Source organism: Bradyrhizobium stylosanthis, from assembly GCF_001641335.1.
Taxonomy (GTDB): domain Bacteria; phylum Pseudomonadota; class Alphaproteobacteria; order Rhizobiales; family Xanthobacteraceae; genus Bradyrhizobium; species Bradyrhizobium stylosanthis.
On sequence record NZ_LVEM01000012.1, the window covers coordinates 16,561 to 29,166 of the forward strand.

At 65.8% G+C, this 12,606-nt stretch carries 10 protein-coding genes; 1 reads left to right on the plus strand and 9 read right to left on the minus strand.

All coding sequences use genetic code 11. The annotated features are described in order from the left end of the window. Positions 1–5 precede the first annotated feature (5 nt). Positions 6–1,538: a glucosamine inositolphosphorylceramide transferase family protein gene (locus A7X65_RS40050; RefSeq protein WP_063694918.1), complete on the plus strand. Its 1,533-nt coding sequence runs from the start codon at positions 6–8 to the stop codon at positions 1,536–1,538. Between the two features lie 194 nt (positions 1,539–1,732). Here the strand turns inward: A7X65_RS40050 and A7X65_RS40055 are convergent, their stop codons facing one another. From A7X65_RS40055 to A7X65_RS40095, 9 genes are all read right to left on the minus strand, one after another. Continuing rightward, entirely contained in the window at positions 1,733–2,716 is a 984-nt protein-coding gene (locus tag A7X65_RS40055; protein ID WP_063694919.1) for an ABC transporter ATP-binding protein, read from the minus strand. After that, positions 2,713–3,702, minus strand: coding sequence for an ABC transporter ATP-binding protein (locus tag A7X65_RS40060; protein ID WP_063694920.1), 990 nt, complete (start codon positions 3,700–3,702; stop codon positions 2,713–2,715). Before A7X65_RS40060 ends, A7X65_RS40055 begins: the two co-directional genes overlap by 4 nt. Before the next feature lie 19 nt (positions 3,703–3,721). After that, positions 3,722–4,645 carry an ABC transporter permease gene (locus A7X65_RS40065; protein WP_063694921.1) on the minus strand — a complete coding sequence of 308 codons (924 nt, stop codon included), beginning with the start codon at positions 4,643–4,645 and terminating at the stop codon, positions 3,722–3,724. After that, a complete protein-coding gene (locus tag A7X65_RS40070) occupies positions 4,642–5,583 on the minus strand; it encodes an ABC transporter permease (protein ID WP_063694922.1) in 942 nt (313 codons plus the stop codon). Before A7X65_RS40070 ends, A7X65_RS40065 begins: the two co-directional genes overlap by 4 nt. 17 nt (positions 5,584–5,600) lie before the next feature. Next, positions 5,601–7,205, minus strand: coding sequence for an ABC transporter substrate-binding protein (locus A7X65_RS40075; protein ID WP_063694923.1), 1,605 nt, complete (start codon positions 7,203–7,205; stop codon positions 5,601–5,603). Positions 7,206–7,359: 154 nt separating this feature from the next. After that, positions 7,360–9,030 (minus strand): nickel ABC transporter ATP-binding protein NikE, encoded by a 1,671-nt coding sequence (gene nikE / locus A7X65_RS40080; RefSeq protein ID WP_063694924.1) that lies wholly within the window; start codon positions 9,028–9,030, stop codon positions 7,360–7,362. After that, positions 9,027–9,875: an ABC transporter permease gene (locus A7X65_RS40085; RefSeq protein WP_063694925.1), complete on the minus strand. Its 849-nt coding sequence runs from the start codon at positions 9,873–9,875 to the stop codon at positions 9,027–9,029. The genes nikE and A7X65_RS40085 overlap by 4 nt, the downstream gene beginning before the upstream one ends. Then, positions 9,872–10,906: an ABC transporter permease gene (locus A7X65_RS40090; protein WP_063694993.1), complete on the minus strand. Its 1,035-nt coding sequence runs from the start codon at positions 10,904–10,906 to the stop codon at positions 9,872–9,874. The genes A7X65_RS40085 and A7X65_RS40090 overlap by 4 nt, the downstream gene beginning before the upstream one ends. Before the next feature lie 29 nt (positions 10,907–10,935). Then, a complete protein-coding gene (locus A7X65_RS40095) occupies positions 10,936–12,555 on the minus strand; it encodes an ABC transporter substrate-binding protein (RefSeq protein ID WP_063694926.1) in 1,620 nt (539 codons plus the stop codon). Positions 12,556–12,606 lie beyond the last annotated feature (51 nt).

The following is a 12,606-nucleotide window of genomic DNA, read 5'->3' on the forward strand; positions in this document are numbered from 1 at the left end:
TCGACATGATCATCGAGTTTCGCTGTGAAGTTGAGCATGCGCGGCGGTGGATGGACCGCGCGACGCTGTCGATCGACGGACGCGATGCGCCGGTCCAGATCGCTTGGACGGCAACGGCAGAGCCGCGGCCTGCAGGCCTCGACATGCTGTTCGAGCTCGAACGCCTTGTGCTGCACAAGGGCAAGGCGAGCGGCTCCGACCGGCTGAAGGTCATTCCGCAGCGAACGCAGGCGCGCGCCGCTACGGCCGACGTGATCGTCGATTTCACCAGCGCTGCGCGCGAGGCGGACTGCCCTGCCCCGCTGTATCTCCGCCCGCGCTTCAACGGAGCTACAGGCGAGAACGCCGCGCTCGCCGCCATTCTCGCCGGCGACCTGCCCGTCATCGAGATCGTCAACGAGGTCGACGGAGCGATCCTCGATCGCGGCCATCCCTCAGCCGAGATTGCGGCCGGCCTCAGCGGCGCGCTCGACACGATCATGGCGCGCACCCTGACCATGGTGGCGGCGATCCTGTCGGGACGGCCACGGATCGTACCGCAGCTTGCGCAGCCCGCCACGGCGACAAGCCAGCGCGGCCCCGCTGCCTACGTGGTGCGCGGCCTCGCGGTGTCGATCGCCAAGGAGATCTATCGCCTCTGTTGCTACGCCCCGCACTGGCACGTCGGCTGGCGCTTCAACGACAATGCCGGCGTCTGGCAGACGAAAGATCTGTCGGGGCCGGCCTGGACCGTGCTCGGCGATCCCGGCAACCATTTCTACGCCGACCCATTCCCCATCACCTGGCGGGGACGGACCTTCGTCTTCTTCGAGGATCTCGATCACCGCGTCGGCAAGGGGATCATCTCGGCGATCGAGTTCGGCGACAGCGGACCGATCGGCGAGGTCGTGCCGGTGCTGGAGGAGCCCTGGCACCTCTCCTATCCCTTCCTGATCGAGGACGATGGCGAGTTGTGGATGATCCCGGAGAGCTCGCTCAACGGCGACGTCGCACTCTACCGATGCGTCCGGTTTCCGGACAGATGGGAGCGGCACGCGACGCTGCTGTCCGGCCTCGAGCTCGCCGATGCGACCATCACGCGGCACAACGGCCTGCACTATCTGTTCGGCGCCTGGCGCGACGGGACCGGCGGCTATTCGGATTCGCTTGCGATCTACTACGCCGAGCAACTGCTCGGCCCCTGGCTGCCGCATGCCAGCAATCCGGTCCTGATCGATCGCGCCAGCACGCGGCCCGCCGGCAACTTCGTCACCATCGACGGCAAATTGTGGCGCCCGGTGCAGGACTGCGCCGGAGGCTACGGCGCCGGGCTGGCGCTGGCGGAAATCGTCGAGCTGTCGCCGACGACGTTCAGGCAGATCGTCCGCCACTCACTGAGGCCCGGACCGCTCTGGCCCGGGCGGAAGCTGCACACGCTGAACCGCTGCGGCCGGCTCGAGGTGATCGACGGATCGCGCGTCCAGCCCAAGCTGCAAGCCTTCGCGCGGCGATCTCCGTCGGCCGTCCTGTCGCCGCGCGCCCGGCCGTCGACCGCCTAGTTTTTTTTCAACCGCGCGGCGATCGCCAAACTAAAAAGTTCGAAAACAACCCCATGCACAGTAGAACGCGCCTTGTTTTAAAAGGCGAAATTCGCGCGCGCCGTGAGTTTGACCCGTCGGGCAAAACAGGAGCATGATGGCATCGTTGCCAAGGGCGTTCGCAGCGCTCCGGCAAGATCCCACACATCGCCAATCTAAGCCTGCGGCACCTCGTCGAGATGGCATGCCGCCCATTGCTCGGCTCCGACCGCGCGAAGCGTCGGCTCCTCGGTGCGGCACCGATCGAACACGAACGGGCAGCGGGTGTGGAAGCGGCATCCCTTCGGCGGATTGATAGGGCTCGGCACGTCGCCGCCGAGAATGATCGGATTGCGCTGGGCACCCGGTTCGGGCAGCGGCACCGCCGAGAGCAGCGCCTTGGTGTAGGGATGCCTCGGCGCGGCGAAGATCTCGCGGCGCGGCGCGATCTCGACGATCTTGCCCAGATACATCACCGCGACGCGGTGGGTCATGTGCTCGACGATGGCGAGGTCGTGGCTGATGAACAGCAGCGCGAGACCGAATTTCTGCTGCAGGTCCTGCAAGAGATTGACGACCTGCGCCTTGACCGAGACGTCGAGCGCCGAGACCGCCTCGTCGCACACGATCAGCTCGGGCTCCGCCGCAAGCGCCCGCGCGATGCCGATGCGCTGGCGCTGGCCGCCGGAGAATTCGTGCGGCCGGCGGTTCAGCGCCTCGCGCGGCAGACGCACGGTGTCCATCAGCTCCGTGACGCGGACCTCGAGGTCCTCCTTGGACTTGGCGAGGCCGAAATTGCGGATCGGCTCGGCGAGAATGTCGCGCACGCGCATGCGCGGGTTGAGGCTGGAGAACGGGTCCTGGAACACCACCTGCACGCGCCGGCGCATCTGGCGCATCGTGCTCGGATGCGCGTCGTCGATGCGCTGGCCGTCGAGAATGACCTGCCCGGAGGTGATGTCGAACAGCCGCAAGATCGCACGGCCGACCGTCGATTTGCCGCAGCCGGACTCGCCGACGAGCGACAGCGTTTCACCGCGCGCGATCTCGAAGGACACGCCGTCGACCGCATAGACGAACTCGGACTTGCGGCTGAACAGGCCGGTCTTGATCGGAAAATGCTTCTTGAGGTCGTTGACCTGGAGCAGCGGAGGACTCATGCCGCGACGGCTCCCTTGGCAGCATAGTGACAGGCCGCGATGTGGCGCGGGCCCTTCTCTTCCAGCCCGGGCGCATATTGCCGGCAGAGATCGGTCGCGAGCGCACAGCGCCCGGCAAAGACGCAGCCGGTGATCGGCTTGCGGAGGTCCGGCACCTGCCCGGGAATCTCGGCAAGCCGCGTCGCCGTGCCCGCGAGCGAGGAGCCGAGCCTCGGCACCGCGCCGAGCAGGCCCTGCGTATAGGGATGGCGCGGCGAGCGGAACAGCTCCGCGACCGGCGCCTCCTCGACCTTGCGGCCGGCATACATCACCATGACGCGCTCGGCGATCTCGGCGACGACGCCGAGGTCGTGGGTGATCAGGATGATGGCGGCGCCGACCCGGTGCTTGAGGTCGAGCATCAGCTTGAGGATCTGCGCCTGGATGGTGACGTCGAGCGCCGTGGTCGGCTCGTCCGCGATCAGGAGCTTCGGATTGCAGGCCAACGCCACCGCGATCATGACGCGCTGGCGCATGCCGCCGGAGAGCTGGTGCGGATATTCGCGCACCCGCCGCTTCGGCTCGGGAATGCCGACCAGCGTCAGCATCTCGACCGCGTGCGCTTCGGCGGCTTGCTTGTCGAGGCCCTGATGGATCATCAGGGTCTCGCGGATCTGCCGGCCGACGGTCAGCACCGGATTGAGGCTGGTCATCGGCTCCTGGAAGATCATCGAGATGTCGTTGCCGCGGATCGCACGCATCTCGCGGTCGGACAGCTTCAGCAGATCCTTGCCGGCAAAGCGGATGCTGCCTGCGATCCTGCCGGGCGGCTCCGGCACCAGCCGCATCAGCGACATCGAGGTCACCGACTTGCCGCAGCCGGACTCACCGACGATGGCGAGCGTCTCGCCTTCGTTGACATGGAAGGACACACCGTCGACCGCGCGGTTGATGCCGCCGGGCGTGCGGAAATGGGTCTGGAGGTTCTCGACTTCGAGCAGCGCCATCGTGGTCAGCCTTTCGCCATCACAGGCTCTTGGCCATGCGCGGATCGAGCGCATCGCGAAGGCCGTCGCCGAGCAGGTTCACGGCGAGCACGGTGACGGACAGGAAGGCCGCCGGGAAGAACACGATGTAGGGCTTGACCTGCCACAGCGCGCGGCCTTCGGCCATGATGTTGCCCCAGGACGGAATGGTGGGCGGCGTGCCCGCGCCGATGAACGACAGGATCGCCTCGGTGATCATGGCGCTGGCGCAGATATAGGTCGCCTGGACAAGCATCGGTGCGACCGTGTTGGGCAGGATATGGCGGAGAATGATCATCGGCGTGCGCGTGCCGCAGGCGACCGCGGCGTCGACATAGGGCTGCTCGCGCAGCGACAGCACCACGCTGCGGACGAGGCGCGCGACGCGCGGGATCTCGGCGACGGTGATCGCCAGGATGACGTTGCCGACGCTGCCGCGCGTCAACGCCATCAGCGCGATCGCGAGCAGGATCGGCGGGATCGACATCAGGCCGTCCATGAAGCGCATCAGAATGCCGTCGGCCCAGCGGATGAAGCCCGAGACCATGCCGATGGCAAGACCGGCCGCGGACGCGAAGATCGCGACCGACAGGCCGACCGTGAGCGAGACCCGCGCGCCGAACAGCACGCGCGAATAGATGTCGCGGCCGAGCACGTCGGTGCCGAACCAGAAATCGGCCGACGGCGCCCGCGTGCGCTTGGCAGGTGCAAGCGCGGTCGGATCGACCGTGCCGAGATAAGGCGCGAAAATCGCGATGAGGACGAGCGTCAGCAGCAGCGCGCCGCCGATCGCGACCGTCGGATGGCCGCGCAGCAGCCCGATGAAGCCGCGCCGGATCCTGACCGGCCGGAGTATCTCCGGCAGCTGCGGCGCGAGGACGAGGCCGGCCGGAAGCGATTGGGGATTGACGGTGGTATCGGTCAATAGCGGATCCTCGGGTCAACGAGCGTATAGGTGACGTCGATCATCAGGTTGACGAGGACGTAGACGAAGCTGAACAGCAGCACGATGCCCTGGATGACGGGATAGTCGCGGCGCAGGATCGCATCGATCGTGAGCCGGCCAAGGCCGGGGATCGCGAATACGCTTTCCGTCACGACCGCGCCGCCGATCAGGAGCGCGATGCCGATCCCGATCACGGTGACGATCGGCACCGACGCATTCTTGAGCGCGTGAATGAACAAGATGCCGCCCTGCCCGAGGCCCTTGGCCTTGGCGGTGCGGATATAATCCTGTTGCAGAACCTCGAGCATGGCGGCGCGCGTAATGCGCGCGACCAGCGCGATATAGACACAGCCAAGCGCGACCGCCGGCAGGATCAGGTTCTCAAGCCACGGCCAGAAGCCCTGGGTGAGCGGCGTGTAGCCCTGCACCGGAAGCCATTCGAGCTCCAGCGCGAAGATGTAGGCGAGCATGTAGCCGACCACGAAGACGGGCAACGAGAAGCCGAACACCGCAAAGCCCATGATGACGCGGTCGATCAGGCTGCCGGCCTTCCAGGCCGCGACCACGCCGAGCGGGACCGCGACCACGATGGTGAGCAGCAGCGTGACGATCATCAGCGACAGCGTCGGTCCGAGACGCTGCCCGATCATCGCCGAAACCGGCAGGTTGGTGAAGATCGAGGTGCCGAGATCGCCATGCAGGATGCGCCAGACCCAGCTTCCGAACTGGATCAGGAAGGGCCGGTCGAGGCCGAGGCTCTGGCGGATGCGTTCTACATCCTCCGGACTGGCCTGGTCGCCTGCAATGACCACGGCCGGATCGCCCGGCGCGATGTAGAGCAGGCTGAACACGAACAGTGCGACGATCGCCATCACCGGCAGGGTGGCGACGATGCGCCGGAGGATGTAGGAAAGCATCTGGCCTCAGCACAGCATCAAGCGGATTTCGACACGCCCCAGAAGAACGGCAGCGGCCCCTTGGCGATGCCGGAGACGTTCTTGCGCCAGGCCGTGTAGGTCAGGAAGAAGCCGGTCGGCGCATAGACGACATCCTCGATCGCCGCCTTGTTGACCCGCCCGATCGCCGCCTTCTCTTCCTCGACATTCTTGGCGTCGAACCAGGACGTGATCTCCTTCTCGGTGTTCGGGCTGTTGGGCCAGCCGAACCAGGCCTTGTCGCCGTTGGCGCGGATGGCGGTGTAAGCGGCGGGCGTGATGCAATCCGCGCCGGCATGCCAGCTGTGGAACATGTTCCAGCCGCCCTGTCCCGGCGGCGTCTTCGCCGCACGGCGGGAGCCGACCGTGCCCCAATCGGTGGCGACGAAGTCGACATTCATGCCAAGCTTCTTGAGGAGGTCGGCCGTGACGTCGCCCTGCGCCTTCGTGATCGGCTGGTCCTGTGCCACGAGGCAGGTCACCGGCTGGCCGGAATAGCCGCTCTCGGCGAGCAGCTTCTTGGCGGCGTCGAAATCGCGCTTGCCCTTGAGGATGTCTCCGCCCAATTCGTTGTAGACCGGCGTATCGGGCGTGAAGAAGCCGGGCAGCGGCTTCCACAGCGCGGTGTCGTCGCCGACGATCGCACGCATGTAGTCTTCCTGGCTCAGCGCCATCAGCACCGCGCGCCGCGCCCGCACGTCGTTGAACGGCGCGAACAGGTGGTTCATGCGGAACGAGCCGATATTGCCGAGGGGATCGCCGATATCGACGCTGATGTTCTTGTTCTTCTTCAGCACGGGCACGAGATCCGCGATCGGGTTCTCCCACCAATCGACCTCGCCGTTCTGCAGCGCCGCGGCGGCGGTCGCGGGATCGGGCATCACGATCCATTCGATGCGATCGAGCAGCATCTGCTTGCCGCCCGCGAGCCACGACGGCTTCTCCTGCCGCGGCACGTAGTCGGCGAATTTTTCGAACACCGCCTTGGCGCCCGGCACCCATTCGCCCTTGGCGAACTTCATTGGGCCGGAACCGACATATTCGGTGATCTGCTTGAACGGATCGGTCTTGGCGATGCGCTCCGGCATGATGAACGAGCACGGCGCATTGTTCTTGGCCAGCGCGTAGGTCATCTTCGGGAAGGGTTGCTTCAAGACCCATTTGAAGGTGCGGTCGTCGACAGCAGTCAGCTCCTGCTGGATCGCAAGAATCATCAGGCCCATCGGATCGCGCGCCGCCCAGCGCGACAGGCTGGCGACGACGTCCTTGCTCAGCACCGGCTCGCCGTCGTGGAATTTGAGGCCGGGGCGCAGCTTGAAGATCCAGGTCTTGCCGTCGTCGGTGGTCTCCTCGGACTCCACCATCTGACGTTGCGGCTGAAGCTGCGCGTCGATGCCGTAAAGCGTGTCCCAGACCAGCGCTGCGGCGTTGCGGACAACGTATTGCGTACCCCAGATCGGGTCGAAATTGGCCAGATTGGCCTGGGGAACGAAGCGCAGGGTGCGGGCCGCTGCGCCTTGGCCGATCGCCGGGGCCGAAAGGCCGCCCGACAATGCCAAACCGCCCGCGCCAGCCAGTCCCTTCAATACGGTCCTGCGATCCATGAAGTCCTCCCAGTAATGCCGTGATGCCAGCTGTTCATTGGCAAAGGGCAAGTGAAACCGAGCCCATTTGCAAGCAAATGGTATGCCACTAAATGCCCAATCGCCAGCGGCATCTCATCGACTTTTTGGTGAGCCCAAGTTGACTTGCAAGACCTTACAGAGCAGCCGCGAGCACTTCGCCGGTCTCGATATGCGGGATCGCCTCGACCAGCTTGCGGGTGTAGTCGGTCTTCGGATTATCGAACAACGCCCGGCTCTCGCCCTGCTCGACGATGCCGCCGTTGCGCAGCACGATGGTGCGGTCGCACAGCATGCGCACCACGTTGAGATCGTGGCTGACGAACAGCAGCGCGATGTCGTTCTCGCGGCGCAGGCGATCGAGCAGTTGCAGCACGACGGCCTGCACGGAAACGTCGAGCGCCGCCGTCGGCTCGTCCAGGACGAGCAGCCGCGGCCGGCAGGCAATGGCACGGGCGATGCCGACCCGGGCCTTCTGGCCGCCCGAGAGCTGGTGCGGGAAGCGCGGCAGAAGGTCGAGCGGCAGCCCCACCCGCTCGGCGCATTCCTCCACGCGCTGGCGCAATGCGTCGCCCGCGCGCATGCCGTCGAGCCGCATCAGGGGATGGGCAATGCAGTCGAAGGCGGTGTAGCGCGGGTTGAGGCTCTCGTTCGGGTCCTGGAACACCATCTGGATGTCTTTGCGCAGCGGCGAGCGATGGAAGTCGCGTGCCGCCACATGGCCGATCGACTGCCCGTCGAACACGATGTCGCCTTCGCTCGGGTCGATCAGCCGGCAGATCATCCGCGAGGTCGTGCTCTTGCCGGAGCCGGACTCGCCGACGAGACCGACGCTCTCGCCGCCGGCCATGGTCATGGAGAAGTCGGCGACCGCGGCCGAGCCCTGGTCGAAACGTTTCGCGAGCTGGCGCACTTGCAGCAGCGGGGGCGTGCCGTGTTCGGGCTCCCGCCTCGGCTTGCCGACAACGGCGGAATAACGCTCCCGCTCCTCTTCGGTCACGAGATCCTCGATCCGGGACGTCGCGGTCGGCGATGCCGCCACCAGGCGCTTCGTATAGGCGTGCTGCGGCGCGGAGAAGAGCGTCCGCGGGCTCGCCTCCTCGACGATGCGGCCGCGCTCCATCACGGCGATGCGGCGGCAATAGCGCGCCGCAAGGCCAAGGTCGTGCGTGATCAGGATCGTCGCCATGCCGCGCGCGGCGGCGATGTCCGCCAGCAGATCCATCACCACCTTCTGCGTGGTGACGTCGAGCCCGGTGGTCGGCTCGTCCGCGATCAAGAGCGCGGGATTGCAGGAGATCGCGATCGCGATCATGACGCGCTGGCACATGCCACCGGAGAGCTCGTGCGGATAGGCATTCATCCGCGCCTCGGGATCGCGGATCTGCACCGCGCGCAGCAGGTCGAGCGCCTCGGCGCGCGCGGCGTCCTTCGAGATTCGCTTGTGGGTGAGGATCGCGTCCGCGATCTGCAGGCCGATCGCGCGGATCGGGTTGAGCGCCGCCCGCGGATTCTGGAAGATCATCGACATCGCGGCGCCCTGGAGCTGACGGAGATCGTCGCCCCTGAGCTTCGTCACATCCTGCCCGCGAAACAGGATCTTGCCGCCGGTGACGCGTCCGGCCGCATCCAGCAGCCGCGTCGTGGCGAAGCCGGTGACCGATTTGCCCGAGCCGCTCTCGCCGACGAGGCCGAGCATCTCGCCCTTTCCGACCGTGAGCGTCACGCCGCGCACGGCCTCGACCATGCCCCGCCGCGTCGAGAACGCGACATGGAGGTCGTCGATCCTGAGCAGTTCCTCGCTCATGTGCGCATGCGGGGATCGAGAATATCCCGCATCCCGTCCCCGAGGAGATTGAAGCACAGCACGGCCAGCATCAAGGCGAGGCCCGGAAAGGCCACCAGCCACCATCGCCCGGTCGAGATGAAGCGCGCACCTTCCGCGACCATGATGCCCCACTCCGGCGTCGGCGGCTTGACGCCGAGACCGATGAAGGACAGCCCGGCCGCGTTCAGGATGGCCCAGCCGAGGTTGAGCGAGATCTGCACCGCCATGGCCGGCAGGATGTTCGGCAGCAGGAAGCGCAGCACTACCGAGAAATGGCTCTCGCCGCAGGCGCGCGCGGCCTCGACCCAGCCGACATTGCGGCGGACGTTGACCTCGGCCCGCGCGAAGCGGATGTAGAAGGGAAGATTGATGATCGCGGTCGCGATCACGATGTTCTCGATCCGGTTGCCGAGCGCTGCAACCATCGCCATCGCCAGCACGAACAGCGGAAAGGCCATCATCACGTCGACGAAACGACCGACCGCGCGGTCGAGCTTGCCGCCGGCATAGCCGCAGAACGAGCCGACCACGGCGCCGATCAGGAAGGAGATGCCGACCGCGGAGACCGCGATGGCAAGATCGAGCCGCGCGGCGACGATGAGGCGGCTGAACACGTCGCGGCCGAGCTGGTCGGTGCCGGCAAGGTGCGCCGCGCTCGGTGGCAGCAAGGCTTCCGAGACATTGGAGACAACAGGATCGTAAGGCACGATCCAGGGCCCGAAGATCGCGAGCAGCACGAACAGGAGCACGCCGGTCGCGGCAACCGCGGTGAGCGGATTGCCGCGCAGGATCCAGACCGAGTGGCGGAGCGTTGCGCTGGTCATTCGATCGATACCCTGGGATCGGCGATGCCGTAGCAGATATCCACGACGAGATTGACCAGCACGAACAGGCTCGCCATCAGCAGCACGAAACCCTGTACCGGCGCATAGTCGGAGGAGAGCAGCGCATCGAGCGCGTAGGACGCGACGCCCGGCCAGGAGAACACCTTCTCAACCAGCACATTGGCGCCGAGCATGGTCGAGAACACGATGCCGGCGATGGTGATGACGGGCAGGATCGCGTTGCGCAGCGCGTAGGTCACGACGACCTTGCGCCAGGACAATCCGACCGAACGCGCGGTGCGCACGAAGTCGCTGCCGAGCGAGACCAGCATCGAGGCGCGCGTGATCCGCGCCAGCGGCGCGATCACAAACAGAGCCATGCTCACCGCCGGAAGGATCAGCTGCTTGCAGGCCGCCCACCAGCCTTCGAGGTCGCCGGCAAGCAGGAAATCGATGGAGAGGAAGCCGGTGCGCTGCGGCGGCAGCGAGGTGAAGACGTCGATGCGCCCGGTTGGATCGGGCGCCAGCCCGAGCAGATAATAGAAGACGTAGATCAGCAGCAGGCCGGACACGAAGGTCGGCACGCAGACCCCGAGCGCGCAGAACAGCCGCACGCCGTGGTCGACGACCGACCCCGGCCGCAGCGCCGCGATGACGCCAAGCGGCACCGCCGCAATCAGCGCGATCAGGAGCGCGGTGAAGGTCAGCTCCAGCGAGGCCGGCAGCCGCTCGCGCAAATCCTTGAGCACCGGCTGCCCGGTCATCATGGAGCGCCCGAGATTGCCGTGGCCGATGTCGGAGAGATAAAACACCAACTGCTCCGGCACGGACTTGTCGAGCCCCATCTGCTTCCTGATCTGCTCGATCTCCTCCTTGCCGGCGTTCGGCCCCGAGGCGAAGAACACCGCGGGGTCGCCGGGCAGGACGCGCATCAGCAGGAAGGTGAAGACCAGCACCCCGAACAGCGCCGGCAACGACGACAGGAGCCGCCTGCCCGCCCGCACCATCGTTCCACCGAGACCAGTCTTCACCATTCAGTGCTCCCTGCGGCTTACCGCAATCACTTGCGGCTGACGTCGCGGTAATCGACCTGACGATGGAACTCGTAGGTGTAACCCGCGATCGACGGCGCCATCACGGCATCCTGGTTGGGTTGCCACAACATGATCTGCGGCATCAAATCGGCATGCATCGCGTTGAGCTTGCGGCCGGCTTCCTCGTACTTGGCCTTGTCAGGCTCGAACCGGGCTCCCTGCGCGATCTCCGCAAGCTCCGGATTGTTGATCGACGAGTAGTTCCAGCGCTGGTTGCCGGTGTAGAAGTTGCGATAGAAATAATCGGTCGACGGCAGCCAGGCGACGATGCCCTCGGTGAAGAAGGGCAGCTTCTTCTCGTTGATCTGCGTGGACATCTGCGCATCCGGCAGCTTCTGGATGTCGACCTTGATCCCGATCTTGCCGAGCGATTCCTTCACCAGCGCTGCCATCGGCTCCGCGGTCGAGGCCTGGCCGACGTTGAAGCTGAACGTGGTCGAGAAGCCCTCGGGCAGGCCGGCCGCCTTGAGATATTCGCGCGCCTTGTCGAGATCGATCTTCACCGGCTGCTGGAATGGATAGATGCCGTTCAGCGGCTTGCCGTCCGGCCAGTTCGCGCCGAACAGCGGCGCGCCGCGGCCGAACAGGGCCGCCTTGAACATGTCCTCATAGGGCAGCGCGAACGCGATGGCGCGGCGGACATTGACGTTGTCGAACGGCGGGATCTGGTTGTTCATCGAGACGAAGGTGATCGAATTGTACTGCGGCGTCGAGATCACCTGGAGCTTGCCCTTGGCCTCGAGCGCCTGGACGTCGCTGGCCTGGAGATCGACCACGAGATCGGCATCGCCGCGCTCGACCAGATTGGCGCGGGTGGCCGGCTCCGGCACGGACTGAATGATGACGCGCTTGAAGAAGGCCGGCTTGTTGGCCGAGCCGCGGTTCCAGGCCTCGTTGCGCTTGACGATCACCTGCTCGCCCGGCTTGAAGGTCTCGATCACATAGGCGCCGCTGCCGGCGGTGTTCTCCTTCAGCCAGGCCGTCGCCCAGGGATCGTCCGCCGTCGCGTGCTGCTTGGCGAGCTTCGAGTTGATGATCATGGGATAGACGGTGGCAAGATTCGGCAGCGCCAGCTTGTCGGGTTTCGGCAGCGTCACCTCGATGGTGTAGGGATCGATCACCTTGAACTGGTCGGCCGAGGTCAGCGAGCCCGTCAGGAGCTGCGCCTTGCCGAGGATCGGCGCGGTGACGCAGCGGTCGAGCGACCATTTGACGTCGTCGGCGGTGACGGGCGAGCCATCCTGGAATTTCGCATCCTTGCGCAGGCGGAAGGTGAGCTTCAGACCGTCGGGGCTGACATCGTAGGATTCGGCAAGCTCGCCGGTGATGGTGTCGAGATCGAACACCCATTTGCCGTTGAGCTGCTTGCGGCCGAACGCGACCAGCCGGTCATAGGTGCTCATGCTCAGCGCGAAGGACTCGCGGGTCGAGCCGGGGATGTTGGGATCGAGCGTGTTGACGGATGCGCCGGTGACGTAGCGCAATGTCTCTGCCCGGGTTTGCGCCTGCGACGGCGCGGTGGCGATCAGCAACAGCGCAGTGGTAGCGAGAATGCAGGTCGCCGGCCTGAAAGACACAAAACGCATTGGTTTTTCCCTGAATTTTCGAACGAGAACGCCAGCAAGGCAGGTTAAGAA